The 25,793-nt window shown below is 44.6% G+C and carries 25 protein-coding genes, 1 tRNA gene and 1 pseudogene; 12 read left to right on the top strand and 15 right to left on the bottom strand.

Translation table 11 applies throughout. The annotated features are described in order from the left end of the window. Positions 1-418: 418 nt before the first annotated feature. Positions 419-646: a hypothetical protein gene (locus QUB06_RS30050; protein WP_333438388.1), complete on the bottom strand. Its 228-nt coding sequence runs from the start codon at positions 644-646 to the stop codon at positions 419-421. A gap of 61 nt (positions 647-707) precedes the next feature. Here QUB06_RS30050 and QUB06_RS30045 point away from each other — a divergent pair, with 61 nt between their 5' ends. The 3 genes from QUB06_RS30045 to QUB06_RS30035 all read left to right on the top strand — a co-directional run bounded on the left by QUB06_RS30045 (position 708) and on the right by QUB06_RS30035 (position 6,130). Next, positions 708-1,418, top strand: a complete 711-nt coding sequence (locus QUB06_RS30045; protein ID WP_333438387.1) for a peptidoglycan-binding protein — start codon at positions 708-710, stop codon at positions 1,416-1,418. Positions 1,419-1,819: 401 nt separating this feature from the next. Continuing rightward, positions 1,820-1,901, top strand: a tRNA-Leu gene (locus tag QUB06_RS30040). Positions 1,902-2,299: 398 nt separating this feature from the next. Then, on the top strand, positions 2,300-6,130 hold the full coding sequence (locus QUB06_RS30035; protein WP_333438386.1) for an N-6 DNA methylase: 3,831 nt from the start codon (positions 2,300-2,302) through the stop codon (positions 6,128-6,130). A 342-nt stretch (positions 6,131-6,472) separates the two neighbouring features. Here the strand turns inward: QUB06_RS30035 and QUB06_RS30030 are convergent, their stop codons facing one another. Then, positions 6,473-6,658 carry a YjzC family protein gene (locus QUB06_RS30030; RefSeq protein ID WP_333438385.1) on the bottom strand — a complete coding sequence of 62 codons (186 nt, stop codon included), beginning with the start codon at positions 6,656-6,658 and terminating at the stop codon, positions 6,473-6,475. A gap of 203 nt (positions 6,659-6,861) precedes the next feature. Between QUB06_RS30030 and QUB06_RS30025 the strand changes: the two genes are divergently transcribed. Beyond that, positions 6,862-7,374 carry a MerR family transcriptional regulator gene (locus tag QUB06_RS30025; RefSeq protein WP_333438384.1) on the top strand — a complete coding sequence of 171 codons (513 nt, stop codon included), beginning with the start codon at positions 6,862-6,864 and terminating at the stop codon, positions 7,372-7,374. A 49-nt stretch (positions 7,375-7,423) separates the two neighbouring features. Here the strand turns inward: QUB06_RS30025 and QUB06_RS30020 are convergent, their stop codons facing one another. The 6 genes from QUB06_RS30020 to QUB06_RS29995 all read right to left on the bottom strand — a co-directional run bounded on the left by QUB06_RS30020 (position 7,424) and on the right by QUB06_RS29995 (position 13,242). Then, complete coding sequence (locus QUB06_RS30020; RefSeq protein WP_333438383.1) at positions 7,424-7,636, bottom strand: hypothetical protein; 213 nt, start codon at positions 7,634-7,636, stop codon at positions 7,424-7,426. A gap of 36 nt (positions 7,637-7,672) precedes the next feature. Beyond that, positions 7,673-10,039 (bottom strand): transglutaminaseTgpA domain-containing protein, encoded by a 2,367-nt coding sequence (locus QUB06_RS30015; protein WP_333438382.1) that lies wholly within the window; start codon positions 10,037-10,039, stop codon positions 7,673-7,675. A gap of 196 nt (positions 10,040-10,235) precedes the next feature. Continuing rightward, a complete protein-coding gene (locus QUB06_RS30010) occupies positions 10,236-11,306 on the bottom strand; it encodes a hypothetical protein (RefSeq protein WP_333438381.1) in 1,071 nt (356 codons plus the stop codon). Beyond that, positions 11,299-12,480 carry a heterocyst differentiation protein HetZ gene (gene hetZ / locus QUB06_RS30005; protein WP_333438380.1) on the bottom strand — a complete coding sequence of 394 codons (1,182 nt, stop codon included), beginning with the start codon at positions 12,478-12,480 and terminating at the stop codon, positions 11,299-11,301. The genes QUB06_RS30010 and hetZ overlap by 8 nt, the downstream gene beginning before the upstream one ends. 381 nt (positions 12,481-12,861) lie before the next feature. Beyond that, positions 12,862-12,990, bottom strand: a complete 129-nt coding sequence (locus QUB06_RS30000) for a hypothetical protein (protein ID WP_333438379.1) — start codon at positions 12,988-12,990, stop codon at positions 12,862-12,864. Positions 12,991-13,035: 45 nt separating this feature from the next. Continuing rightward, positions 13,036-13,242 (bottom strand): hypothetical protein, encoded by a 207-nt coding sequence (locus QUB06_RS29995; protein ID WP_333438378.1) that lies wholly within the window; start codon positions 13,240-13,242, stop codon positions 13,036-13,038. A 186-nt stretch (positions 13,243-13,428) separates the two neighbouring features. On the opposite strand from QUB06_RS29995, the gene QUB06_RS29990 reads away from it, so the two are divergent. Next, positions 13,429-13,968, top strand: a complete 540-nt coding sequence (locus QUB06_RS29990; protein ID WP_333438377.1) for a Dps family protein — start codon at positions 13,429-13,431, stop codon at positions 13,966-13,968. A gap of 173 nt (positions 13,969-14,141) precedes the next feature. On the opposite strand, the gene QUB06_RS29985 is transcribed toward QUB06_RS29990, so the two are convergent. From QUB06_RS29985 to QUB06_RS29975, 3 genes and pseudogenes are all read right to left on the bottom strand, one after another. After that, positions 14,142-14,615 carry a hypothetical protein gene (locus tag QUB06_RS29985; RefSeq protein WP_333438376.1) on the bottom strand — a complete coding sequence of 158 codons (474 nt, stop codon included), beginning with the start codon at positions 14,613-14,615 and terminating at the stop codon, positions 14,142-14,144. Between the two features lie 68 nt (positions 14,616-14,683). Then, positions 14,684-15,043 carry a glycosyltransferase family A protein gene (locus QUB06_RS29980; protein WP_333438375.1) on the bottom strand — a complete coding sequence of 120 codons (360 nt, stop codon included), beginning with the start codon at positions 15,041-15,043 and terminating at the stop codon, positions 14,684-14,686. Positions 15,044-15,076: 33 nt separating this feature from the next. Beyond that, positions 15,077-15,259 (bottom strand): annotated as a pseudogene (locus tag QUB06_RS29975) (glycosyltransferase family 2 protein); the annotation flags it as partial. Between the two features lie 723 nt (positions 15,260-15,982). Here QUB06_RS29975 and QUB06_RS29970 point away from each other — a divergent pair. The 5 genes from QUB06_RS29970 to QUB06_RS29950 all read left to right on the top strand — a co-directional run bounded on the left by QUB06_RS29970 (position 15,983) and on the right by QUB06_RS29950 (position 20,891). Beyond that, a complete protein-coding gene (locus QUB06_RS29970) occupies positions 15,983-17,014 on the top strand; it encodes a glycosyltransferase family A protein (RefSeq protein ID WP_333438374.1) in 1,032 nt (343 codons plus the stop codon). A gap of 128 nt (positions 17,015-17,142) precedes the next feature. Next, a complete protein-coding gene (locus QUB06_RS29965) occupies positions 17,143-18,594 on the top strand; it encodes an NAD(P)/FAD-dependent oxidoreductase (RefSeq protein WP_333438373.1) in 1,452 nt (483 codons plus the stop codon). A 21-nt stretch (positions 18,595-18,615) separates the two neighbouring features. Continuing rightward, positions 18,616-19,287 carry a nicotinamide riboside transporter PnuC gene (gene pnuC / locus QUB06_RS29960; RefSeq protein ID WP_333438372.1) on the top strand — a complete coding sequence of 224 codons (672 nt, stop codon included), beginning with the start codon at positions 18,616-18,618 and terminating at the stop codon, positions 19,285-19,287. After that, complete coding sequence (locus tag QUB06_RS29955) at positions 19,284-20,273, top strand: AAA family ATPase (protein WP_333438371.1); 990 nt, start codon at positions 19,284-19,286, stop codon at positions 20,271-20,273. The genes pnuC and QUB06_RS29955 overlap by 4 nt, the downstream gene beginning before the upstream one ends. Before the next feature lie 129 nt (positions 20,274-20,402). After that, positions 20,403-20,891: a hypothetical protein gene (locus tag QUB06_RS29950; RefSeq protein ID WP_333438370.1), complete on the top strand. Its 489-nt coding sequence runs from the start codon at positions 20,403-20,405 to the stop codon at positions 20,889-20,891. A gap of 142 nt (positions 20,892-21,033) precedes the next feature. Here QUB06_RS29950 and QUB06_RS29945 read toward each other — a convergent pair whose 3' ends face one another. From QUB06_RS29945 to QUB06_RS29930, 4 genes are read right to left on the bottom strand one after another with little or no spacing between them, the layout of a single operon-like run. Next, a complete protein-coding gene (locus tag QUB06_RS29945) occupies positions 21,034-21,390 on the bottom strand; it encodes a HepT-like ribonuclease domain-containing protein (protein ID WP_333438369.1) in 357 nt (118 codons plus the stop codon). Continuing rightward, entirely contained in the window at positions 21,368-21,715 is a 348-nt protein-coding gene (locus tag QUB06_RS29940; protein WP_333438368.1) for a nucleotidyltransferase family protein, read from the bottom strand. The genes QUB06_RS29945 and QUB06_RS29940 overlap by 23 nt, the downstream gene beginning before the upstream one ends. A gap of 39 nt (positions 21,716-21,754) precedes the next feature. Continuing rightward, complete coding sequence (locus QUB06_RS29935) at positions 21,755-22,267, bottom strand: GNAT family N-acetyltransferase (protein ID WP_333438367.1); 513 nt, start codon at positions 22,265-22,267, stop codon at positions 21,755-21,757. Next, positions 22,258-22,554, bottom strand: coding sequence for a DUF1778 domain-containing protein (locus QUB06_RS29930; RefSeq protein ID WP_333438366.1), 297 nt, complete (start codon positions 22,552-22,554; stop codon positions 22,258-22,260). The genes QUB06_RS29935 and QUB06_RS29930 overlap by 10 nt, the downstream gene beginning before the upstream one ends. Positions 22,555-22,878: 324 nt before the next feature. Between QUB06_RS29930 and QUB06_RS29925 the strand changes: the two genes are divergently transcribed. Both QUB06_RS29925 and QUB06_RS29920 read left to right on the top strand, forming a co-directional pair. Then, positions 22,879-24,240, top strand: a complete 1,362-nt coding sequence (locus QUB06_RS29925; RefSeq protein WP_333438365.1) for a branched-chain amino acid ABC transporter substrate-binding protein — start codon at positions 22,879-22,881, stop codon at positions 24,238-24,240. Between the two features lie 204 nt (positions 24,241-24,444). Then, positions 24,445-25,521: a branched-chain amino acid ABC transporter permease gene (locus QUB06_RS29920; RefSeq protein WP_333438364.1), complete on the top strand. Its 1,077-nt coding sequence runs from the start codon at positions 24,445-24,447 to the stop codon at positions 25,519-25,521. Positions 25,522-25,793: the final 272 nt, after the last annotated feature.

Below are 25,793 nucleotides of genomic sequence, written 5' to 3'. Positions count from 1 at the left end.
GCACAAGGATGTGTAATCAGTTATCAAGGTTATGTTGAACCAGGCTAACCTTCCCTAAGTATTTCTACTTATTTAGGTTAAACGAATCGCACACCGAAATTGATATTACGGGGGGAGTGAAGGAAAAAACTTCGCCTTTCATAGATCAACTTTGTATAAAATACGCCTGTAAAGATTTGTGAATGACTGCCGACTTTGTACCATAAGACTGAGGCTAAAAGATGTGGTTTCTACGAAAATATGGGCTTTGGTAACGAAACATCTCGGAATCAACCGGGTTTATTAGGAATAGTGCGAACCGGCTCCTACTTCTAACAGGTAACTTCCAACTCGCAACTTCTGAGTGCTGGTTTCCCCATTGCCGAAATTCTAGAGACCGGGGCAGATATAGCAACCGCGCCAGACGCTTAGAACTTTCTTAATGGCCTAAACCAATGCGGTCTATTACCCCTTCCCTCGGACTTCTTGTTACCCGCTCAGCTTCGTCGAAAGTCATTCTTCCTTCTTCCTTCTTCCGACTTCCATCGGACTGACATCCGTTATATCCGTTACATCCGTTACATCCGTTACATCCGTTACAGAATCCGTTGCCGAACTTCCTTCTTGCTTCTGCTATATGTCTCAGAAAGCTGTCCGGGTAATACAATTAGATTTAGAAACATGAAAACAGGGAAACCTTGTCAAACCTTACCAACAGGATGAAATTTATGCGTGTGACTACTGTTACGATTTTCAGCTTGATTGCTCTGCTCGCTCCCGGCTTAACCCGAAAGGCAACTGCTGCTTTCGACTCCGAACCCTTGGTGCAGGAAGAGTACCGCCGAGACTTTACGGCTCCCGCCGATCCGGGTGCGTCAGCATCGCCGGAGGGAAAGTCCAAAGCAGATATGTTTAACAAGCCTTTTTACGCGGGCGAGCAGACGCCAGTGAAAAAGGAAAAAACTATCTCGGCGGGTGCTGACGGGCCAGAAGTTGCAGCCATACAGCAGCGCTTGCAGGTGCACAGTTTCAAGGTGGGGACGATCGACGGTACCTATGGCTCTCGCACTACATCGGCGGTTCGTGCTTTTCAGCAGTCTAAGGGTTTGAACGCAGATGGCATTGTGGATAAAGAAACTTGGACAGCTTTAGCAGCAGATCCAGCGTCGGCTCCTGAAACTGTGCAGAGCAATGCTCCAACTCTGAGCAATGCTGCTGTTCCCGGCAATCCTCCAACTCTTCTGAATAAAGGCGCTGTCGGTTCCAAGGTGAAGACGCTACAGGTGCGTTTGGAAATACAGGGTTACGATCCGGGCCCGATCGACGGCATTTTTGGCGCTCGCACTGCTACGGCTGTCAAGAACTTTCAGGAGTATAAGGGTTTAACGGCCAGCGGCATGGTGGACGAAACAACCTGGAAAGCCCTGGGCCAAAAGTAAGTGACAAGTGAAAAATACGGAAAATTGCTGTGGCGATAACTCATGATTGAACCCGGTGTCCAAAAATGACCGGGTTTCTCGATGTTGAGCGATGGAGCAATTGGGTCATCAGCCTGCGGATTTATCAGTGGGTCGCTTCCTTCAATCTAAAATCTAAAATCTAAAATCTAAAATCGATCGATCGAGCAATAGGGTCATCACCCTGCGGATTTATCAGTGGGTCGCTTTTTTCAATCTAAAATCTAAAATCTAAAATCTAAAATCGATTGATCGAGCATTTGGGCCATCAGCCTGCGGATTTATCAGTGGGTCGCTTTCTTCAATCTAAAATCTAAAATCTAAAATCTAAAATCGATTGACCGATCGCTCTGTTGTGTGCTATAGTATTTAAATGTCAAAATGCGGATATGGCGGAATTGGCAGACGCGCCAGATTTAGGTTCTGGTTCCGAGAGGAGTGAAGGTTCAAGTCCTTTTATCCGCATAGCAAATTGTATTCCCAAAGCAAAAACTGTACAGTAACAAATTATTTGTCATTGTACAGGCGGCGATGACGCTACAACGGCTGAGGGAGAAGGAACCGGGGTTTACGAACTCGCTTTCGCTGGGGCGGTTTATGTTGTGCTGGGATTCATTCATCGCGATCGCTCCAAGTGGTAGAGTTTGAGAGGGAGAGTGCGATCGCTTCTTTAAAATCTTGTCAGCCTCTGATTCCAGTGTGGCTGGATCGGATTCATCAGCAGGTAGCTAGTAGGTTATGGAGTAGATATGAGTAACTGAGTTTTTAAAACCTCACATCACGTATTTCAAGGTTAATCAGTCCTTATATTGGCACTTCAACTCTATAAATTTGGGCAAACAAGTAATAGATTGTAGAAATCAATGAGAATCAAGAAGAAAGATAAAGATATTGAAGAACTCATTACCCTTCTAGGATTTAAGCCTCAAGAAGGAGAAAAGAAAATATATTACAAAAACTATCCAAAGCATAACGATTACGTTCTGAGACTCAATTTTGAACAAGAAAAAATTGAGTACGGAACAAAAATAAAATTGGGTGATTCGACAACCAGCAACTTTGACAATAGCGAAAACTTTGTTGTATTGGAGTGTGTGAACAGGGTTTTAGAAAAAGGTTATCCGCCCGATAGACTTTCATTGGAACACAAGTGGCCAATGGGAAGGCAAGAGAAAGGCAAGCTGGACATTCTTATCACCGATAAGGATAACAAAGCCTATTTGATGATTGAATGCAAAACTTGGGGCGAAGAATATGAGAAAGAGAAAAAGAAAATGCAAGGTGACGGTGGGCAGCTTTTCTCTTACTTCCAACAAGACAAAGCAGCCCAATATTTATGCCTTTACGCTTCAAGGCTTTACGAAGGAAAGGTTGAGTTTATCAACGACATTGTGCAAGTTGACGAGCAATGGATGATTCTCAGCAATCAAAAAGAGATATTTTATCATTGGAACAAAAACTTTAAAGATAATGGAATTTTTGAAGATTGGGCAAACGCTTACGACATTGAGATAAAAGCACTCACAAGGGGCAGATTGAAAGAATTGACTGAAGAAGACAGTGGACGCATTTTTAATCAGTTTGCTGAGATTCTTCGTCACAATGTTGTTTCTGATAAGCCAAACGCATTTAACAAAATTTTTAATCTATTCCTTTGCAAAATTGTTGATGAAGACCGCCAACCAGATGAAGAACTAAAGTTTCAGTGGTTGGAATCAGACACAAATGAAGAATTACAAAAAAGACTTTCCGACCTTTACAAACAAGGAATGAAAGAGTATTTAACCAAAGATGTTACCGACTATAACGATGAGCAAATAGCAGAAAAGCTCTATGCTCTTCAGCCAGATGTCCGAGAGCAAATTCGTGAAATGTTTACCCGTGTTAGACTCCACAAAAATAACGAATTTGCATTCAAAGAAGTCTTTGACGAAAAATCGTTTAGAGAAAACGCAATTGTTGTTCGTGAAGTCGTGGACTTGCTTCAACCTTATCAGATACGTTACGGGCATAAACAACAGTTTTTGGGCGACTTCTTTGAGTTGCTTTTAAGCACAGGCATTAAGCAAGAAGCAGGACAATTTTTCACGCCCGTTCCCATCGCCAAATTCATACTCTCGTCTTTGCCCATTCGTGAACTTATTGAACGCAAAATCTCTAAGGAAGAAACTAACTTTTTGCCTTATATCATTGATTATGCAGCAGGGAGCGGACACTTTTTGACGGAAGCAATGGACGAGGTGCAAAAAATCCTTGAAAGCCTTAATCCTGACAAACAAAAACCTTCGGTAAAAGCCAAACTCAAAAGTTGGAAAGAAGCCCCGTTTGATTGGTGTTACGACTATGTTTATGGAATTGAGGCTGATTATCGCCTGGTAAAAACTGCCAAAGTGAGTTGCTTTTTGAATGGTGACGGTTTGGCAAATGTCATTCATGCAGACGGTTTAGACCATTTTCAGAAAAGTATTGACTATAAAGGCAAACTCAAAGTAGTAACCCAAGATGATCCCAGAGACAACGGACAGTTTGATATTTTGGTGGCAAACCCACCCTATTCAGTTTCGGCTTTCAAAAACACTTTGAAATTTGGCGAAGAATCATTTGAACTTTATAACCGGTTAACTGATGACAGTTCAGAAATTGAATGTTTGTTTATTGAACGGATCAAGCAACTGCTGAAACCAGGTGGTTGGGCAGGTATAATTTTGCCAAGCTCTATTTTGAGTAACTCAGGCATTTATACAGATGCAAGGGAAATCATTCTGAAATATTTTGATCTGAAAGCTATTGCCGAATTTGGCTCTAATACTTTTATGGCAACAGGTACAAATACTGTAACACTCTTTTTGGAACGCAAGTCTAACACCGAATGGAAAAAGATAGAAGCTGCTATTAAAAACTTCTTTGATAAACCCCAAGAAGCTACAGTAAATGGTATTGAGAAGGCATTTGGCAAATATGTCGCAAAAGTTTTTGAAGATTTGGCTCTTGACGACTATATTTCATTGGTAAATAAACATCCCAACGAAAATATACAGAAGCAAGAATTGTTTATTGACTATAAAAACTGGTTCAATTGTCTTACGGAAATTAAAAAGCTCAAAGACAAAAAAACATTCAAAGACCAAACTAAAGCCGAGCAGCAGGAAGAACTAGACAAGCTTTTCCATGAAAAAGTATTTGCCCGTGAGCAGGATAAAATGCTCTATTTTTTCCTGGTTTATCCTCAGCAAACAGTTTTAATTAAAGTAGGCGAAAAGCAAGCAGAAAAAGATTTTATCGGTTATGAGTTTAGTAATCGGAGGGGACACGAAGGAATAAAAATGTATCATAATAATGGTAAGCCGACTACAAAACTTTATGATGATGACAATCACCTCAACCCCGAAAAAGCCAATAATTATGTTTACCGCTCCTTCCTGGGGCAGCAATTCAGTATAGAGAAATCACTGTCTGAAAACGTTACCACTTTTGGCACATTGGAGTTAATAGATTTTAAAAAATTAGTTTTTGAGAAGTCAATTTCGTTGGGAATTAAAAAAAAAGTAGAAATCAAGTCAAAGTATAAATTAGTAAAACTTGGTTCATTATGTGAGTTTAGCTACGGCAAAAGCCTTCCTGAATCAGAGAGGAAAATTGGTAAATATCCTGTTTTAGGCTCAAATGGAAGAGTTGGTTTACATAACGAGTATTTAATTGAAGGGCCCTCAATAATTATTGGTCGTAAAGGTTCTGTGGGCGAAGTTGTTTGGGAGGAAGAGAATAACACACCTATTGATACTACTTTTTACATAACTTTACTATCAGAGGAAGTTACTCTTAAATACTTGTATTGGCAATTAAAAGGTCTAAAACTGAATGAATTGAAAGGTGGGACAGGTGTTCCAGGAATTAATAGAAATGATGCTTATGCCTTAAAAATTCCACTTCCACCCCCGCCAGTTCAAGAGAAGATCATTGAGGAAATCGCTGACCTTGAACAAAAGGAAAAAGCAGAGCGGAACAACTTAATCACACTTAATACCGCACTAGATAATCTTTTTTTAAACCTTAACTATCCTGTTGAAAGGTTGAGCAAACTTGCCGAATTCAAAAACGGACTAAATTATAACGAAAAAAGTACAGGTGACTTAGTTACGATAGTTGGCGTAAAAGATTTTCTTGAAGACTTTTCACCCAATCTTGATAAACTTGTAGATGTGAGAATTGACGGGGAACTTAACGAAAGTTACAAGTTACAGCCAGGAGACATATTGGTGGTTCGTTCTAATGGTTCTGCAAATTTGGTGGGCAGGTTTATTTACATAGATAAGCTGCTAAAAGATACTTCTTACTCAGGCTTTACAATTAGGATTCGCGCTAATTCGGAAAAAGTAAATTCAAAATATCTATGCTATTGTTTGCGAACTGAAAGCGTGCGTAATGCTATCACTAAAGATCCCAAAGGTGCAAACATTAAGAGTTTAAACCAAAAAATGCTTTCTTCCATTAGCGTACCAATTCCCTTTCTTAAGGAACCATTTCTTAAGGAACAATCTCTTAAGGAACAATTGAAAATAATCAACAAGGCGGAAGATTTGGAAAAGAAAATTGCTCTAATAAAAAAAGAATTGCAAACGATTCATCAAGAAAAAGAACAAATTTTAACAAAATATCTTGTAATGAATGACATTCATGGTAATCTTTTGGGCTAAATGGCATAATAGTATTATTTATCAAAGCAAAAATTTTTAGATTTAATTGATTGTCCGCTTACTCAAGAAGGCTATGAAAAAATCCTCCAAGCCCAAGGAATTACAAATACTTGTGATACTTCACCATCTCCCCAAACCCCAGAAAACACCTTTGACACCAACCCTCCACCCACAACGAGGGAATCTTAAACCTAGCCCCACAATTAGGACACTCCGATTTGTTATATTCTAGTCTTGCGATCGCTTGCGATTGATGGCGCAATGAATCTAAAATCAAGGAAAGGCTCACCAGCTTCTAACTGATGAGCCTCTATCAATCAATCAGGATAGTCCACCAAGAGCTTAAGGGTTCTTGTGTTTAGTCGGATCTACCAGCTTGTAGCGTTGGTTAGGTTCTTGAGTAGGGGGCAGGGGATTACCTTTGGTAGAGGTGATTTCCTGCCCTTTACTCCCACCGCGCGGCCCTGTCAATTCATATTGACCGCTTACAGGCGTTATCTCGCCAGGTTTGTGCAGTTTGTCGCTCATACGACCTCCTTTTCTATGAGTATGTCCGTATCATAGCACTCCATTCTACAAAAAAGCAGTTTTTGTAGAACGCGATTAGATAAAAAAAATATTAAGTTATGGTTTGTTGCGTATTAACCTGCTTGTCTACTATAATTTAAGGTTAACTCTAACCTGTGGAGGTTAAGATTGCAGTTCTTAGTAGCAAGTTGAGGGAGAGCGACATGACCCAGATGATCGGTTTTACAAGAAAAGAGACCATGCAGTTAACAGGCTGCACATCGAGCCGACTTGCTTATCTGGAAAAAGTAGGGCTGATCGTTCCTTATAGGTATGGAGCAAGTAGTGGGAGGCCAATTGTAGTCTTTAGTTGGGAACAACTTTTAGAAATTCGAGCTATCCGAAATTTAAGACAAGAAGAAATTTCTTTGCAGACTGTTAGAAAAATAATTGAATTTTTAGACAAAAGTGGATATGACAACAGCTTGAGAAATAAGCAGTTAGTTGTTGTGGGTGATGAAGTTTTCTGGGTAGAGCAAGACTGGTCTGATTTTGGCGCTAATATGCCTACAGCATTAAAAGTTGCTGATAAGAAAAATAAAGGAGTGGGTCAATACGTTTTACTTGTAATCCCACCATTAATAGACCTTGTTAATGATATCTGGGAAGTAGCTAAAGATTCAAAAGTAATAGACTTTCAAAGCTTTCAACAGAGAGCAAAAGCTATCCCAGCATAAGAGGCATTTACTTATAGAGATTTTTGGCTGTTTGTCATCTTGGAGAACGTCAAAAAACACCGCTGACACCAGCCATCAACCCACAACGCCGGAATCTTAAACCTCGCCCCGCAGTTGGGACACTCCGACAGCAAGCGTAATTTGTGCCGCTCGCACCCCTGCATCCCTTTAAACTGCCACTCGATCCGGTGACAAGGCGACTCAGCCCCCGACAACTTACCAAACCGATGACTTGACCGAAAACGGTTATAAATTTGTTCATCCCGCTTAATCACTGCATCTAAGCGATCGGTATCGCTTAAAACCAGCGCTTTTTGAATTTCTTCAAGTGCGATCGCCTCAAATTTTCCACCAACCCCCGCAACTGACTCAAATTACCCGCTTCGCCGCCATACTTCCAGCGCACGTAAGCCTGCGAAACCTCATCAATCACCTCAGCTTCATCAGTTGCATGATTCCCGCGCATAGCCTCAGCATACTCCAAAGGCGTTTGAGCGCGAGGTTTCACAAAACCCCTACTCGCCAAATCCTTCAGCATTTCCTGATAAACCCCCTCCACCGGCGGCAATTTCGCCAGCCAGCGGCGGTGGCGCCACTTGCGCCACACTTGCCAAATTAACCAGCCAATAAAGCCAAAGGCGATCGCAGCAATCAAGCCAGTAAATAACCCCACCCAGCCCCTAGAAAACTGTCCCAGAAACCAGCCCACAATCAAAGTTATCCAGCCAATTACAAAACCTATGACTGAATCCAGCCCGCTTCTGAGAGGAGTCGGTAGCCAACCCGCGACCCACTTCCAAAACGATTCCAGCGCACTAAAAGTCTGGTTGTCTTCCACCGAAGCCGGAATCAGCGGATAACCGGGAATCGGATTAAAAGCAAACCAGCCATTATTGGGAAAATATACCTCCGTCATCAAAAAAGCATCGGTATTTTTCACAACGTAGTAACCAGTAAACGGGTTGAATTCTCCCGTATCGAAACCGCCCACCAGCCGCGCTGGAATCCCGATCGATCTGAGCATAATTGTCAGTACCGTCGAAAAGTGGTCGGGATATCCACCTGTAACTTTTTTGCCGTCCTGGGTGTTTTTATAGCCAAACAGAAAAGCCTCGACTAAATCTTCACCTTCCTCTAAGTAAGGCAAAGCTTTTTCTATTTTGTAATTAGGGTTTTGCTTCAAATATTGAGCTAAGTACAAAGCTTTTTCGTAAGGAGAATCAATTGGTCTGTCCGACTGAGCTACTCTAGTTCTTGCCGCCAAGATTTCTTCAGTTTTTTCTCGCACCTTCTGGGCAATTTTCGGCGGCACATCCAAATAGAAATTGCGAATATTTTTCGGGTAATTAGTGCCAGTTTTACCCAACAAAGAGCGATCGCGAAAAGGCACATTAGAAATCACCGTATAAGTCACACCCTCTCCCAATTCCGCAGGCGCTCGCAAACCCCCCTCCGCATCAATCGCCGCCTCTGGACTCGGAAAATAAAGTTCCCTCGGCTTGTTTAAAGCCGGAATCAAATTCGGCATTGGAGCAACAATAGTATAACTTTGAATCACCTCTTGAGTCCGAGGCGCATTGGGAAACGGATTCAGATAAAATTGATAAGACCAGCTAGGTCTAGTCAGCTTTTGAGCTTGTTCGTTGCGAGAAATTTCCCAACCCTGACCGGTGTATTTGTCAAACCCTAATACTCGCCAAAAACCTGCCGCCTGCGATCGCACGCGCATCACCACTTGGGGTTTCATTTCCCCCCGCAAATTTTGATTGATGCGCTGGTTGAAACCGTAATAAAAAGTAGAGTCTACCTCTCCTGGCCCATTGTCTGGGTTTCTCCCCCTTCCTCCGCCAGTCCCTTTTTCATTTCCCCCTCTGACATACCCTGGATTCAGAATGCTGCGCGAGTCAAACTCCCCCTGATATTGAATAGGAGCACTCACCGGAAAAGTCCGCAACTGATAGCCAGGGAGGCGCGGCAAAAACGCAAAAATAGTCAGCCCCAACCCGACAGTTATCAGCAGCAGCCAAGCAAAATTCTTTGGGGATAAAGTAGCAGCAAATAGCGACAGGCTTTCATTTTTTCCTTTACCTTGTGCTTTTTCGCCAATGCCTTCTGGCTTCAAAAATCCCAAGCGCGATCGATAATCCAACACCAAAGTCGGAAGCGCTAAAGCCAAAAACACTAACAGCAGCGGCCCAAAAGTCAAGGTTTGGCTGAGAGTCGCTGCTACCCCTAACAAAATTAGCCCGATTACCATCGAATAGCCCAAATCCTTGCGGCGGGGCAAATCGAAACTGTGCAGCACTTGAAGTTGGATTAAAAGTTGCGCCAAAACTAACCGCGTATCGTTCAATTCTCCCACCAAGCGGCTAAAAAAAGCGAACAGCGCCACCAGCATTCCAATAGCTATGCAGAACTTAGCAGCTACATTGCGATCGCGGCGGCGATACCAACTCCAAGTTGCTCCCACAATACTAACAGGCACAGCCCACAGGTTCTGGGCTTCTTCAGCAGCAACGTCAGTAGCTACAATTCCCACAATTACCAACAACTGAACTAGGATTCGCAGCAGTAAAGAATCCTCAATCACCGGCGGAGGCATGGCCTCAATCTGCTCCCACAGCTTACCCAAAACAGGTATATTTCGCAGGTTATCAGTTGTCATGTGCACCCATCCAAGTCAACTAGCAGTAGATTGTAGATTTTAGATTTTAGATTGACTCCACCGATGAATTTGGGAGCTTGAACTAATATCTAAAATTTTTGGCTTTCCACGACAGTAGTCGAGGAATTGCATTTGTTTTTGTGTGAGGTCAAACCAGCGAGTAAAAACCTAAGTTATTTACTCTAAATAGACCTTTCTAGTTGCTATCTTGTCCGCTTAAAATTGGACGAATAGCAAACATCAAAGGTCTAGTCTCGAAGTTTTGGAATCGAACTTCTAGAGCATAAGTCTTGTTCGGTTGTGGGTCAAACAACTCCACACTTAAATGCCCGGAATTCGGACGATGTGCAGTTGCTTCGGCATCTCCTCCCTTGAGTTCCAAACTTCCTGCCCCCGGAAATTGGCACTCAACTCTTAAACACGGCATTGGTTGTTCTCTGTTGCGGCTCGACAGGTATTGAGCCTCCAGAGTCAGCGAACCCAAACCAGTCAGCCACTCCCGCGAAACTGGCGGCTGATTCACAACACAATCCAAAGTTAGAGAATCAAGGATTTCCCTGGCTGCCAACAGCGACAGCACCATTTGTTGATCGGTACTCGCTGCTTCGTAATTCGGGAAATCTTCTAAATCTAGAAGTCCCCGCAAAGAACCTCGGAGCACTAAACTAGCTAATTCGTTGAGTTCCTGAGACTGGCCCGGAAACAAGCCATCTACAGCGCGCACTAACTTTGAGCCTTCCCGCAGCGACGACATTACCAGTTCCTGACAAGGTTCTAGCAGTTGAGCAAAAACCTTTTGGGCGATCGGAATTGGCAGGCGGCCCCACCTGATATTTTGTAGTTGGGGAGTCCAGAGGTGTAGGGGGGGAACCCATTGCGGGGCTACATCGTCTGGGTAATCGTGGTCGTAGCTTTTGAATTCTGTTTCCCAGGGGAACAGCGGCGGGTTGGATTCAATTTCGGCTCTAAGCCTTTGTTTTAACAAGGTCTGAAAACGGTCTTGCACGGTCGGTATTTCTCCAATTGTCAGCGGTTGTGCGGGTGCATTGCTGTGCGCCCCCACTTGATAGTCCAGCGGGTCTGGTTCGTCCCATTCCCAGTATTCCACCCCGGAATTCTCTTCTGTGTCGCCCCACTCTTCTGAGCGAGGGGACTGATTGAGGTTTTCCTCATCTTCGTTAGAGGCATTCGCGATCGGCGCCTGCAATATCCAGTCTAAAAAATGGCGATCGAAAGCCTCTGCATCCCTGTTCGTTTCGTTATTCATCACTAGATGCCCCTTCTCCGGAATCTGAACGATTTCGCAATTCCCAGGCAAGTTCCAGCAATTTAAACCACCGTTTCTGTACCTGGGCTACCGTGCTGCCGAGGCTTTGCGCGATCGCTGACTCTGACAGACCTTGTTGTTTCAACTTTAGCAAACGCTGTCCTTCTGGGCCAATTTGCTCGCCAAAAGCCTGCCACTGAGAAGGCAGCAAACCCAGATTTCGATCTAAGTCTGCTTCCAGCCACTGGTGAACGAGTTCCCAGCGGTGCGACATGGCGAACCTGAGCAAATGGTACTTGAAGCGCTGCTGCAAATAATCTCTTTGGCGGGGAGTTATGCCCAGAAGCGACTCTATTTCATTAGTCGGCAAGTCTTGCAACCGCAGCACGAAGTAATCGGCGCAGTCTTGTTGGTTGCGCTCTTTCAAGTAAGCTACTAATTCCTCAATCACGTTTTGCCGCAGAGATTCTGACTCGTCGCCTAGCGGACGAATTGCCGCCGAACCCTGTCCGGCCATCGCTTCCCGCACTGAGTGCACCGAGGTGTCGTTCCAGGTTTGGTCGGAATCTGAAGCCCCGCCGTCGGCGGCTTGTTCCATATCTACGGAGGTTTCTTTGGGCTGCTGCTGGGAAAATGTTTGGGCCCGTAAAATAATTAGTTGCTGGCTGCGGTTCCGAGGTAAAGGAATGCGCCGCTTGCCGAAGCGCTCTACAAAGGCCATGTACTCTGCTAGTTCTAAGCGAGTGCGGGGACTGTAGGTGGGTGGGAGTTGGGTTTCGCGCCGGAATGCCTTTAAAGCTTCCAGATAAAATCCTTGCAAAAAATCTTTGATCAGTTCTACTCGCGCCTGATAGCTAGACTGCACCTGCGGAGGGGTGATGTAGCGATAGACGATCGCGCTGAGGGTACTGTGCAATTCTACTCGCCCGGGCCCGGAGCCTAAATTGTAATAGTGGAGGCATTGTTGCAGGCGGTGCTGAGCGAGGCTCTGGGCTGAACCTTCTATATCTCCGGAGGCTTGAATCCGCTGGCTTTCAGTGCATATCCTGTTGACTTCTGCTGCGAGTCGCCCTGCTACATCTTGGCAGTTCTGCTCAGACGCGCGAGTGGACTTTTTAAGTTCGTCTAACAGCAGTTGAAATATGGTTTCCACGCTCTGGCAGATTTCCCGCATGATGGTTTACAGCTAACAATGAAAGTAGCACAGTTAGTAAAAGTATGGATAAATCTTTCTTACTGCTACTTTACCCCGTATTCCCCAGAGAGGACAAACTGCAATGCCCTCGATCTCCTCCTCAGTGCAAACACTGAGGACTGCTTTTTTTTAATCTGTCCTGGAGGCGCCATCCGTTAAGAACCAGGTTTAAACAGTTGGGAGTGCAATGATGGTTGATCCGAGGGTCGGGTTTGACAAAGCCTTCATGCGGGCCGACAACGCCACACTGCCGTTGATACCTTCGGCTTAGTGCTGGGGTGGTCACAGCAGCAAGTCTTCCTGAAGGTGAAGCCAGCACACTGTTTCTCTCTTTCGGTCTACTCGATGGGACAAAGGGTTTCACGGCTGTATTCGATCGGGGTCTTCCGCCACTTTTGCCATAAAGTTTCGACGGCGATCGCCCGTCTGTTTCTTGGCAGCATCCTTCAACGTCGATTTAACGGTTTCAGTCAATATGATTTCTAGCATCCCAATCACAGAGGTCAGAACCGCTCCTGTCCGAAAATCTGTTTCCTAGCCTTCTAGGATAAATGGGGTTATATTTAATTGCAAGTCCCTTATGCCATCATTTAAACCCGCCCGCACAATTAAGTGTGTGTGATGTTGCTTAACTTCCGCATAAATTTCTTGATTTGTACGGGCTATCAGAGTCCAGCCTTTTTCTCTAGCGGGACTTAGCGGGAAATCACCGACGGCCCAATCGCTGTGTTCACCAAGCAAAGGTGCTCCTGAAGAATAAATTTCATTGCATCTATCTAAGGGTATCTATAATTTCGATTACTTTAACCTGAAATGCCGATATTTTACTAAAGTGCGATCGTCTTCGATCGTCCTCTGGGTTGATGTAAGTCGCTGGCGAAATTTGTTTTAATAAATGTAAAGTTAGAATGGTAAGGAACAATTTCAATGCGTAAGTTAAACATAGGTCTATCTGACGAGCAACGTGCAGGTGTTATCGAACTGTTGAATCACGACCTGTCAGATGCTTATCTGCTGTTAATCAAAACCAAAAAGTATCATTGGGATGTAGTGGGCCCGCAGTTTAGATCGCTCCACCAGTTGTGGGAAGAACACTATCAGGCTTTAACACTAAATATCGATGCTATGGCCGAACGGGTGAGAACTTTAGGTGGCTATCCAATTGGTACTGCTGAGGGTTTTTTGAAGTATGGCTCGATTAAAGAACATATCGGCGATTTGCCTTTAGCGACTGAGATGGTATCGCGTTTAGTTGACGACCACGAACTGATTATTCGCAATCTCCGCCAACACGTCGAACAGTGCGGTGAAGAGTTTAAGGATGACGGAACCGCAGACTTTTTGACGGGTTTGATGGAACAGCACGAACAAATGGCTTGGATGTTGCGCTCGTTTATTGAAGGGGAATCCTTGGCGCCAGACGGCCAGCAGCCAAAAGCTCAAACGCCTACAGCTTCTCACGCTTAGAAAGATTAAGTAGACGGAAGAAGGAAGAAGGAAGAAGGAAGAATGGAAAATTTAGATTTTTTTATTTAACCCTCTTTCCTGATTCTCGCTCGACCAAACAGGCACAATTAAACGCCCTCTAGCTTCCTGAAAAACCCGGTTTCTTCAAAAAACCGGGTTTTTCAATGTTGGATTTATGTAGGTTTTGGATTTCCTAAACTGTTGAATCGCATTCTTTCGTATACCTGGGACGGCAACATTCTGTGAGCGTTGGTTCGCGTCTCAATCCTAGCAAGTGTCATCTCTTCACTAGATTCTGATGCTGGTTTTAACTCTAACCCAGATTCAGTAGGCGCTGGAACTATTATTTTTAATATACTTTCTATTGGAAGCAGATACAAATTGTGGCGCAAAAGGGCCATTAATAAATCTTCTTTGAAAGCTCGATACAGCCAAGCTAATGTACTCCGGTGATTGCCGCTGCGGTTGCTTTTAACAGCTAAGTAAATGTAAAAATTGCTGCTAGACCAGCGATAAATGCTGCTGGGAATTTCGGGATGTTGCTGTCGAACATCTGCCATAATTAAAGAGTCAGATTTTGCCATTGCTGCATAGTTGCTAGACATACTGCTGGCAATCTGCCGGTAGCCAACTAAGTATTCTGGCACGACTTTAAATTGATAATGTTCGGCTATGCGGAGGTGAAGTTCCCAGTCTTCGCAGCCTTGAGCATTTTCTAGTTTAAGTTTGCCGTTGTAACCGCCGACTTTTGCAAAACAAACGCGGCGGATAGAGATGAGCTGGCATTGCCTATAAAATATTTATAAATTAATGCTGTGTAAACATATCCTTCGATGGTTGAGTTGTAAAATCCACCTGTGAGCAAGTCTTTTTCATTTATATCAACTGACCAGGAATAGACAACTCCGACAGATGCTGCTGAGGAAGTCAGGCATTTCACTTGTTTTTCTAGGTTTTGGGGATACCAAATATCGTCGGCATCGATGGGAGCAATATATAGCCTTTCGAGCGTAACATGAGGTGCACGCTTGATAAGCGGGCATAGGCCTCCGTGGGCATAGGCCTCCGTGGGCATAGGGCATAGGCCTCCGTGGGCATAGGGCATACCTCACCAAGATTGAGAACTGCTATATTCGCCTTTTGATTTTTCAATTGCTAGGTTGCGGGCGACGGCGACGCCAGCATTTGACTGTTGGAATAAGATGACTCGGCTATCTTTTTGAGCAAAAGATTGGACGATTTCGGCTGTTGTATCTGTAGAGCCGTCGTCAACTGCTAAAACTTCTATGTTTTGATAAGTTTGATATCAGACAGACTCTAAGGTTTTAGCAATAAAATTTTCAGCGTTTAAAGGTGGTATGATGACTGAAACTAACGCTTGATTTAAAGTGTTTTGGAAGGTGTTCATGTAATATAAAAACTTGTTTATGTAAAAGTTGTGGCTCAAAGGGGGCTAGCTAAGGGTATGTTAGCAAATTACGAAAGCTCGATCGTACAGTGTCGGAAATTTTAAGAGGTATATTTAAAATATATTGCTAAAAGTCATAAAATGTGCATTGAGTCCGCAGTCGCGATCGAGACTTGGTGCAGGAGTCACTTGCGGATGAGGTCTGTAAAAGAAATTGTACCGTGCAAGTGCTGACCGTTCCGGGGTGTCCGTATAAACGATGTTTGATTTTATACGGTGTTCCTACTTATAAAATCAAAGTCTTGTGCATTGCACCACAGCCGCACCAATATGCTGCTGGGGCTTTTTCCCAAGTTTACACAAACAATGATATATTTAAAGATTTTGTAAAGCTGTTGTCTGCATCAGGTCAGTCTCAGCAAGATATGGCGTAAAATAGAGGTAAGAATGGGGAAAATCAAATCGAGAATACCAGCAAAAAATCTAGTTGAAGACAAACAGAAATCGAGTTATAAATAAAAAAGTAGAGCTGATTTTACCCTTCGTAAAGTAGCACCAATAAAATTCCAGCAAATTTTAGCCCCTGCAATTTAAACAATTTAGGTAATGATTTCTACCGCCGACCCCACTGTATCCGTTATTATCCCCGTCCACAACGGGGGCGCTTTCTTCCGCACCTGTTTGTCAAAACTGGCTCAAGCTGTGCCCAGGCCGATCGAGATTATTGTAGTAGCAGATGGCGAAAGCGACGGTTCCTGGCGTCTGGCCAACGAATTCGGCGCCAAAGTGATCAGGATTCCCGAATGCGGGGGGCCAGCGCGGGCAAGGAATTTGGGTGCCCAAGCTGCAAAGGGAGATATTCTGTTTTTTGTGGATGCTGATGTCGCTGTTTGTCCAGAAGCTGTGGGCTATGCGATCTCGGTGTTCAAAAATAATCCCTACTTAGCTGCTTTCATCGGCTCTTACGACGATGCTCCAGGAGATCCCGATTTTCTATCGCAGTACAGGAACTTGCTGCACCACTACGTCCACCAAACAGGTAACGAAGAGGCTTCGACTTTTTGGGGCGCTTGCGGAGTGATTCGCCGGGAAATTTTTTTGCAGATGGGCGGCTTTAATGAGAGTTACCGCCAAGCTTCGATCGAAGATATTGAGTTCGGCTACCGTTTGAAACAAGCAGGTTATAACATTCGGCTGTGCAAAACATTGCAGGTGAAGCATTTAAAGCAGTGGAAACCTATGGGTATGGTGAAAGCTGACTTTTTCTACCGAGCACTGCCTTGGACAGAACTGATTTGGCGCGATCGCCAATTGAATAACGACCTCAACTTGCAAGTTTCAAACCGCATCAGCGTGATTTTAACTTATGCAGTGCTGCTGGCAATTTTGGGGACGTGCTGGTCGCTGAGCTTTCTCCTACTGGCTGGTTTGCTGGCAATACCGCTGGTAGCAATTAATGCACCGCTTTACCGATTTTTTCACCGTAAACACGGTATCCTATTTGCCCTGAAAACTATTCCGTGGCACTGGCTTTTCTACTTTTACAGCGGACTGGCATTCGCGATCGGCACTGGTCGCTACTTATACCAAAAAAAGCCTGTGACTGGCAAAGTTAGCTTGCCAGTATCCGCTCAATAAATCAAGGCAATTTGTGCTTAAACATCAGGTCGATCGCTCGTTTCTCAGGGTATTCACGGGTGCATCTATCACTGTGACAAGTTATAAATAACTGTATAGTTTGGATAAAAAAGCTGGAGGTAGGCTGAGTGAAAAATTATCCTGTTGCGATCGTCGGTGCAGGCCCTGCGGGCTTGACTGCTGCCTACGAGCTAGTCAAACAAGGCATCATCCCTGTTGTACTAGAAAAAGGTGATAAAGTTGGGGGAATAGCTCGCACAGAAACCTACAAAGGCTATCGTTTCGACATTGGCGGCCACCGCTTTTATACTAAAGTTGAAGCCGTGCAGCAGTTGTGGCAAGAGGTACTGGGAAATGAGTTTATTAAAGTGCCGCGATTGTCGCGAATTTTTTATCGAGGTAAATTTTTTAACTATCCGATCAGTGCCTTCAATACTCTCTTTAATTTGGGCATAATTGAGAGTACGCTGATTATTTTGAGTTATCTGAAAGTGAGAATTTGGCCGCTTCGGGAAGAAAAAACTTTTGAACAGTGGGTGATCAATCGTTTTGGCGAACGCTTGTATAAAACATTTTTTAAGACTTACACTGAAAAAGTTTGGGGCATTCCTTGTTCGGAAATTCAAGCAGATTGGGCGGCGCAGCGGATTAAAGGATTGTCGCTGACGACTGCAATTATTAATGCTTTGTTTGGCAGCAACGACACTAAAACATTAATCAAAGAGTTTGATTATCCGGCTTTGGGGCCGGGGATGATGTGGGAAAAGTTTGCGGAAGCTGTGGAGAATAAAGACGGCAAAGTTTATCTCGATACTAAAGTGATTAGCTTTGAGCGTGAAGGTAATAAGATTAAAAGTATTACTGCGGAGCAAAACGGAGAATTAGTTCAATATTCGGCTGATAATTTCATTACGAGTATGCCGGTATCGGCGCTGGTAGCAAGAATGAAACCGCAGCCGCCCGAAGAGGTATTGCACGCCGCGCGATCACTCAAATATCGAGATTTTTTGATTGTAGCGCTGATTGTCGATCGCAAGGATTTGTTTCCTGACAACTGGATTTACATTCACTCCCCCGAAGTCAAAGTTGGACGCATTCAAAACTTTAAGAATTGGAGCGCCGCTTTAGTTCCTGATGTCAGCAAAAGTTGTTTAGGAATGGAATATTTCTGTAGCGTAGGCGACGAGATTTGGGAAATGTCGGACGCGGAACTTGTCGAATTAGCAACTCGCGAATTGGTTGGTTTGGGGTTAGCAACAACTGCTGATGTGGAAGATGGAGTTGTCATACGGCAACTTAAAGCTTATCCAGTTTATGATGGGGAATATCGAGGACACTTGCAGGTACTTGAAGGTTTTTTGAAGGGAATTGAGAATTTGCAGACGATCGGGCGAAATGGTATGCACCGATACAACAACCAAGACCATTCCATGCTGACGGGAATGCTGGCTGTGAGAAATATTCTTGGCGAAAAGCACGATTTGTGGGATGTGAATACTGAGCGATCGTACTATGAAGATTTTAGTGTCGATCGCTCAAAAGAAAAGAAGGATTCGGATTTGATTTCGCAGTCCATATAGCCAGCCGAGATAGGGATTGCCATGAAAAAAGCGAACCTGCCAAACTTAATCGGCTTCGCAGCAAGCATCTTCGTGCTCCTGCTTTCAGTGCAGTGGTTTGTCCCTATCCAACTCGACTTAATCGAAGCGATAGCCGCGATCGCTTCTGCTTGGAGCGTTTGGCTGCTTGCTAAAAACAATCCCCTAGGCTGGTGGATCGGCTTAATCGGAGTTATCGCCTACGCTGCGGTGTTTTATAAAGTTAAACTTTACGGCGAAGTTGCGATTCAATTCTTCTATTTAATCACGAGCTTGCAAGCAATTTATATTTGGCTGCGGGGCGGCGAAAACAGCACAGAAAAACCTGTATGTCGCATTTCCCAACGCGGGCTCATCCTCACCGCAGTATTAGTTACAGTGGGCGTATTTGGCTTGCGAACAGTATTAGTATATTTGGGCGGTGCAGCACCATTTTGGGACGCCCTAACCACCATCTTAAGCGCGATCGCCCAGTTATACCTGATGGAACGCTATCTCGAAAGCTGGTATTTGTGGATTGTTGCAGACACGATTTACGTTCCCTTGTATGCCTCGCGGGGGCTATATCTGACGAGTATTTTGTACGCGATATTTTGCTTGATGGCAATTTTCGGACTGCAAAATTTTCAGCGGATTTACTCGGAACAAAAGTTAAAACAGCAGCAATCTTTATGATACTCGGTGTTACTGTAGGCAAATTTTACCCCTTCCACAAAGGACACGATTACTTAATTCGAGAAGCTAAAAAAAAGGTTGACCGTTTAATCGTTCTCGCCTGTTACAAAACAAATCAAGCAGTTGCAGGAAGCGTTAGAGCCGACTGGATTCGGTTTTTGCATCCCGACGCAGAAGTTATCGAAGTGCTCGACGATTTGCCGGAAGCCCCCGAACCTTGGGCTCAGAGGACTCTTGAGGTGCTTTCAGGGCGAAAACCCGATATCGCTTTTACTTCAGAAGATTACGGGGAACCTTGGGCAAAACTGATGGGATCTCAACACTGTGCAGTCGATCGCCAACGGCTCAAATTCCCGATTTCTGGAACGCAATTGCGATCGCACCTAGCCGAACACTGGCAAATGCTGACTCCCCCAGCCAAGGCCTACTTTGCCAAACGAGTCTGCGTGCTGGGTGTAGAATCGAGCGGCACGACTACCCTAGCACGATCGCTCGCACAGCACTACCAAACTGCTTGGGTTCCCGAATACGGCAGGTGTTACTGGGAAGGCAGGCAATATTCGCCCGATCCTGAAATTTGGGACAGCTATGAATTTGTAGAAATTGCCAAGAAACAAGCTGCTATAGAAGACGATATTGCTACTCGCGCTAACCAAGTGGTTATTTGCGATACAGACGCTTTAGCTACTTGTATTTGGCACAAACGTTACCTTGGTTCCGAACACCCGATGGTCGAGCAAATTGCAGACAGCCGCCGCTACGATTTGTATATTTTGACTCAGCCGGATTTCGGATTTGTTCAGGATGGAACGCGAGAAAGCGAACATTTACGAATGACTATGCACCAGCAGTTTGTGGAGGTTCTTCAGAATAAAGGAAAGCGGTATATTACTGTGGGAGGAACGCACGACTTGCGAATGTTGGAGGCAATTGGGGCGATCGATTCACTGTTGGTGTTTGAACCGTTAAAGGAGCTAGAAAATTAGGAATAAGTGGAGTGCGAGCGCGCACTTTTTATGTGCGGGCGATCGCTCTTTTGAAATATCTCTTGCTTCTCAAGATATCTATTAGAATAGTCGAAATAGGCGGTTAAAAGGATTGCAGGGAAACGATTTATGAAACTCACGGATTTGCCCCAAGATGTTCTCGCTGATTTATGTCAGGATCAACAGTGGCGATTAGATATCGATCCAGGATTTGACAGCAAACACGAATTTTGGATGGCGTGGCACCATTTTCTCAAGTTACCGGAGGAATCCTACTTTGAGATCGCCGAAGATAGTCTGGCAGATTTTCTCACAGTTGAAGAGTATAATTTGCTGCTGCCAGTGCCGCGATCGCACCATGCCAGCATCCATCCCATTCGATTGATTCCGAGTGCTGACCAACAGACACTCACCCTGTTTCTTCAGGACTCTTACCATCGTGATTGGTTCACAAAGCCCAGCGATGGCCGTTATGGATTTCTGGCGATCTGCGATCGCTATCAGAAGTTTGGTTGCGATTTCTATCTGGCCAGCTATTATCATTTCGCTTACCTCCTCGGAAAGGATTACGAAGTGGCTGTAGCGATTCTTACTCAAAAATTAGGTCAGCTACCGTAGTTGATGTCCGATTGAATGATATCGATTAAGATTAGTTTGTAGTGAGGAATTTAGTCCTTCGATCCTGCGGACTAAAGTCCTCACTACAAACCGGATCGATCGCCCTCAAGCGCTAAGCGGAGGAATTTGACCGGGAATGATATCAAATATCATCAGGTAACGGTGGCAGTAATGCCTCTATTTGCACCAGCAAACTAGGCAAAATACTTGTAACGATATTCCAAATAACTTCCGAACTCACTTGGTCATAGCGATGAACCAAAATATTTCGTAAGTTAATCGCATTTCGCCAATCAATTTCGGGATGAAACTGCTGAAACTCGATCGAAACTCTCCGAGCGGCTTCGCCCAAAATCCCCAACTGCCGCTCTACGGCACTTTGCATAAACACACTTTCAAGATAAGTCTCGGATGAGGCATTCGCCGTAAACTCTTGAATCCGACGGATTGCCTGCGCCATGTTCCAAAGTGAAACACTATCCCGATCGTTGGCTTGCATAAATCACTCGATAGGTTTTCAAAATGTTCGATCGCAGATAGGGATTTTCTAACAGCTTTTTTTCCACCAAATCTACAGATCGCTGAAATAAATGCTCTATCTCTTCCTGCATACCCAATAAATGAGACAGCGTGAGGCGGTGTGATGGCTCGTAAGTAACTAATACATCCACATCACTATCAGGGCGAAAGTCATCCCGCAGCACCGAGCCAAACAGGGCAAACTCGACTATGTTCCAGCGCTGGCAAAATTGCGCGATCGCATCCAGAGAGACTTTTAATCGATCGCTCACTACATATTCTAAATCCGCTTGTAACTCAATCATCCGCGAGCAAACCTCCAACGAGAGAAACTAACGTCTGAGCTAAAGTGAAGCAATGGCATCGCTAACTTTCACCATCAGTGTCATCGGATCGATCGGCCCCACAGTAAACCCGCACTTCTGGTAAAACTCCTTCGCATCTTCCGAAATAGCGTGTACGAGAATTGCGCGTATCCCTACAATTTCAGCAGCTTGCAAAGTGCGAAGAATTGCATCCTGCAGCAAAGCGCGTCCGATGCCGCAGCCTTGCCAGTTGCGATCGACTGCAAGCCGTCCAATCACCATAACAGGAATCGGATCGGGCATATTGCGCCGGACTTTACCCGTTGCAGCAGTTAGTGCTATTGCTCCATTTACAAGATAATAGTACGCAATGACTGCTTGGCTATCGCACAAAACATAAGTCCGTGAAGCCCCCTCTGACTCATTTTTCAGAACGCGACGCTTGAGCCATTCATCTAACTGAATGTTGCCTGAATCAAAGGTCTCTATTTGATGTAACGAGTTCAGTTTTTCAGGCGAGCCGAGTTGGTCTAAATCTCGATCTAATCCCACGGAGATGTTGTTTTTAGTAATGCGTTTAGCTTCTGATTTGGCGTCGGCGGTGCATCCAGCAGCGCCAAAAATTGCTTAAATTTAAGTTCATCTAACCCAAAAAAACAGCGGTCTAGAATCACATCTTGAGCTTTTTGGTAAGCTGATTCAAGCATGAACTCCGATCGGCTCTTTCCCTGTAATTGGGCCGCGCGATCGATGAGAGCGCGTTGATTCGGCTTAGCTCGAATGTTGATTGTCACATCGCGGGTCTGACTGACTGACCCTTCAGATGCTGGCGGGTGCATAACAGTTACCTCTGGCTAGACACATTAGTAATTAGAGCTAGTAGCAGCATATTTATATGCTAATTTTTTGTATACACAATGTCAACACATTTACTAAAATCTGCGATCGCGGATCTAGTAAACCGCGATGGAATCGTGAACTAACGCATTGTACGGGCAGCCCCCGCCGCCCCTGAGACAGGAGTTCTGGCCCCAGTCCTGATGTTGCCTTTGTAGGTGTGTTGTTGATAGTTGACACAAATTTTTTAAACTTGTGCTAACTCTTGACTACATACTTAAAACAGTGAAAATATGCTAAGACGCAAGCAACAAACAAACCAACCTATGAACTTTTCCCAGAAGTCAGGGGGCAAAAGTGCCACATCCCCAAAAATCAACTCAACAAAGAATCTCGGCGTCGGAGAATTGCGGAAATTACTTTTTGCCGCCGGAATAGCCTCTCTGTGCGCTAGCTGTCAAAATCCTCCAGCACCCACCGCCACAACTCCCGGAGGCAGCCCCGGAACCAGTCCCGCAGCCACTCCCGTCGCAGTCAGCAGCCCCGGCGACCCAAATACAGTCAAAATTGTCTCCATGCTCCCGATGACAGGTAGCGCCTTGGGTCAATCTCAAACAATGGTCAACGGCATCAAACAAGCACTTGCCGAAACCGACTCCAAAGCTTGCGACGGAAAAATCAAAATCGAATACGAAGTGCTCGACGATGCCACCGCCGCCGCCGGCAAATGGGACCCGGGCCAAGTAACCTCCAACTCGAACAAAGCCGTTGCTGACGGTTCGGTAGTTGCCGCCATCGGTCACTATAACTCCGGTGCAGCCAAACTTTCCATTCCCGTGCTCAACCAAGCTAACATCGTCATGATCAGTCCGGCCAACACTTATCCGGGACTGACTAAACCAGGAAAAGGCGAAGCCAAAGAACCCAACGTTTATTATCCCTCAGGCACTCGCAATTTCACCCGCGTTGTCCCCGCTGACGACCTTCAAGGAGCTGTAGCTGGCAACTGGGCAAAATCTTTAGGCGTGCAAAAAGTATACATTCTCGACGACCAAGAACTCTACGGCAAAGGCATCGCTGATGTTTTTGAAGCAACTTCTAAAAAGTTGGGAATTCAAGTCCTCGGAAGAGAGGGAATTGATATTAAAGCTAGCGACTACAAGGCGTTAATGAATAAGATCAAAGCTTTAAATCCAGACCTGATTTACTTCGGCGGCACTACTCAGAGCAATGCCGGACAAATAATTAAAGACATGAGAAATGTCGGGATGGCGGCCGATGCAGTTAAGTTCATGGGCCCCGACGGCATTAAAGATCAAGCTTTAATCGATGCCGGAGGCAAAGATGCCGAAGGAGTTTATGCTACTTTTGGCGGCTTGCCTCCTCAAGAATTGACTGGTGTGGGTGCGAAGTGGTACGAAAGTTACAAGGCAAAATATAATGCTGAACCGGAAGCTTATGCAGCATACGCCTATGAAGCTGCTAAAGTTGCGATCGGCGCAATTAATAAAGTTTGCAAAAATGACCGCGCTGCTATCCGCGAAGCTGTATTAGCCACTAAAGATTTTAACGGGGTACTCGGCACTTGGAGTTTTGACACCAACGGCGACACGAGCTTGACTACAATGTCAGGAAATGTTGTTAAAGGTGGTAAGTGGGAGTTCGTGAATGCGCTCAAGACGGAATAATTAATTAGAAGGAAGAAGGAAGAGGGAAGAGGGAAGAGGGAAGAGGGAAGAGGGAAGAGGGAAGAAGGAAGAGGGAAGAAAAATCCTTCAACTTTTTTAATTTCCCAATTTCCAATTCCCACTGCCCAATGCCCAATTCCCAATGCCCAATTCCCAATGCCCAATTCCCAATGCCCAATTCCCAATGCCCAATTACTCAAAAACATGAAGAACTGGAAAAGTATTCTCTTATATCTAGGTGTAGTTTATATAGTTTTGCTATTAGGCCCGATCGCAGGATTTGATCTGCCAAAAATAGTTGGAGAAATAGCCAGCAATCCAGAAGTTTTTATCCAACAACTATTAGTTGGTCTTGTCAACGGGGCGCTGATTGCAATTATTGCTTTGGGTTACACGATGGTTTACGGCATTATTGAGTTAATCAATTTTGCTCACGGCGATTTGTATATGTTGGGCGCTTTTGCTTCCCTAACCGTGTTCGGGGCTTTTGGCATTCAAGATGGCGCACCTTTAGGTATTGCTATACCGGTGATGTTAGTCGCTTTAATTGTATGTTCGGTGTTTTGTGCTGGACTGAATATTGTTGTCGAAAAGTATGCTTATCGACCTTTGCGAAATGCTCCGCGTTTGGCTCCTTTAATTTCTGCAATTGGAGTTTCTTTTATTTTCCAAAATATGGGGCTGTTTTGGGGAGGATTGAAAGCTTTTATTCCGGTGATGGGTTCTAATTCTGCTGCTCCGAAAAGCTTTCCCGATTTGTTACCGCGAGTTGATATTTTCAAAGCTTTGGGAATTCAAACGAGTATTGTATTTACTACAAAAGATTTAATTGTTTTGGTGGTGGCTGTGGTATTGATGGTTTTGCTTCATGTGTTTGTCCAGTACACTCGTCTGGGAAAGGCGATGCGGGCAACGGCTCAAAGCCGCGATGCTGCTAAAATTATGGGGATTAATGTAGATCAGATTATTGCTCTGACTTTTTTGATTGGTGGAGCTTTGGCGGGTTCGGCGGGAATTTTAGTGGGTTTGTACAACAATACGATTGTGTTTACGATGGGTTTTACGGCGGGTTTGAGGGCTTTTACGGCCGCGGTTTTGGGGGGGATTGGCAATATTGTCGGGGCGATGTTAGGAGGGGTTTTGATTGGGTTGCTTTCGTCTTTGAGCGATCAGTATTTGTCGAGCCGCTGGACTAATGCTTGGGTGTTTGGGGTTTTGGTGGTGATTTTGGCTTTTCGGCCAGGGGGCTTGTTGGGCGAGAATGTTCAGGAGAAGGTTTGAAATAGCAGGGTTGAAATAATGGCAATAGACATTTATCATAATAATGTAAGGACTGCCTGAGAAAAAGTTTAGGACTCGTGCATCTAGACGGAAATCAAGCACTCATTAGCTTTGGGTTGTATCAAGCATACTTTCGCAACTTGACATAAACATGGTCGCTTCTGAATTACCCCAAAGTTGACAATGATCTAAAAGCTAATACCATTTTTTTAAAGATGTGATAGACTTATGTAAGAAGTAAAGGAGCCAATAAAAATGTCTGGTCGCCCTAA

Origin of the sequence: Microcoleus sp. D2_18a_D3, assembly GCF_036702455.1 — a bacterium.
Lineage (GTDB): Bacteria > Cyanobacteriota > Cyanobacteriia > Cyanobacteriales > Microcoleaceae > Microcoleus.
Note: the sequence above shows the minus strand (reverse complement) of the source record. Positions and strands in the feature narration are given on the sequence as shown.

Bases quoted from the DNA above. Each gene is read 5' to 3' on its own strand.
- QUB06_RS29945 (WP_333438369.1), bottom strand. From the start codon at position 21,390: ATGCAAGCCAACGATCGGGATAGTGTTTCACTTTGGAACATGGCGCAG.
- QUB06_RS30030 (WP_333438385.1), bottom strand. From the start codon at position 6,658: ATGAGCGACAAACTGCACAAACCTGGCGAGATAACGCCTGTAAGCGGT.
- QUB06_RS30010 (WP_333438381.1), bottom strand. From the start codon at position 11,306: ATGAATAACGAAACGAACAGGGATGCAGAGGCTTTCGATCGCCATTTT.
- QUB06_RS30025 (WP_333438384.1), top strand. From the start codon at position 6,862: ATGACCCAGATGATCGGTTTTACAAGAAAAGAGACCATGCAGTTAACA.
- QUB06_RS30035 (WP_333438386.1), top strand. From the start codon at position 2,300: ATGAGAATCAAGAAGAAAGATAAAGATATTGAAGAACTCATTACCCTT.
- QUB06_RS29920 (WP_333438364.1), top strand. From the start codon at position 24,445: ATGAAGAACTGGAAAAGTATTCTCTTATATCTAGGTGTAGTTTATATA.
- QUB06_RS30000 (WP_333438379.1), bottom strand. From the start codon at position 12,990: ATGCTAGAAATCATATTGACTGAAACCGTTAAATCGACGTTGAAGGAT.
- QUB06_RS30020 (WP_333438383.1), bottom strand. From the start codon at position 7,636: ATGAACAAATTTATAACCGTTTTCGGTCAAGTCATCGGTTTGGTAAGT.
- QUB06_RS29930 (WP_333438366.1), bottom strand. From the start codon at position 22,554: ATGCACCCGCCAGCATCTGAAGGGTCAGTCAGTCAGACCCGCGATGTG.
- QUB06_RS29990 (WP_333438377.1), top strand. From the start codon at position 13,429: ATGCGTAAGTTAAACATAGGTCTATCTGACGAGCAACGTGCAGGTGTT.
- QUB06_RS30045 (WP_333438387.1), top strand. From the start codon at position 708: ATGCGTGTGACTACTGTTACGATTTTCAGCTTGATTGCTCTGCTCGCT.
- QUB06_RS29970 (WP_333438374.1), top strand. From the start codon at position 15,983: ATGATTTCTACCGCCGACCCCACTGTATCCGTTATTATCCCCGTCCAC.
- QUB06_RS29925 (WP_333438365.1), top strand. From the start codon at position 22,879: ATGAACTTTTCCCAGAAGTCAGGGGGCAAAAGTGCCACATCCCCAAAA.
- QUB06_RS29980 (WP_333438375.1), bottom strand. From the start codon at position 15,043: ATGCCCACGGAGGCCTATGCCCACGGAGGCCTATGCCCGCTTATCAAG.
- QUB06_RS29940 (WP_333438368.1), bottom strand. From the start codon at position 21,715: ATGATTGAGTTACAAGCGGATTTAGAATATGTAGTGAGCGATCGATTA.
- hetZ (WP_333438380.1), bottom strand. From the start codon at position 12,480: ATGCGGGAAATCTGCCAGAGCGTGGAAACCATATTTCAACTGCTGTTA.
- QUB06_RS29955 (WP_333438371.1), top strand. From the start codon at position 19,284: ATGATACTCGGTGTTACTGTAGGCAAATTTTACCCCTTCCACAAAGGA.
- pnuC (WP_333438372.1), top strand. From the start codon at position 18,616: ATGAAAAAAGCGAACCTGCCAAACTTAATCGGCTTCGCAGCAAGCATC.
- QUB06_RS30015 (WP_333438382.1), bottom strand. From the start codon at position 10,039: ATGACAACTGATAACCTGCGAAATATACCTGTTTTGGGTAAGCTGTGG.
- QUB06_RS29950 (WP_333438370.1), top strand. From the start codon at position 20,403: ATGAAACTCACGGATTTGCCCCAAGATGTTCTCGCTGATTTATGTCAG.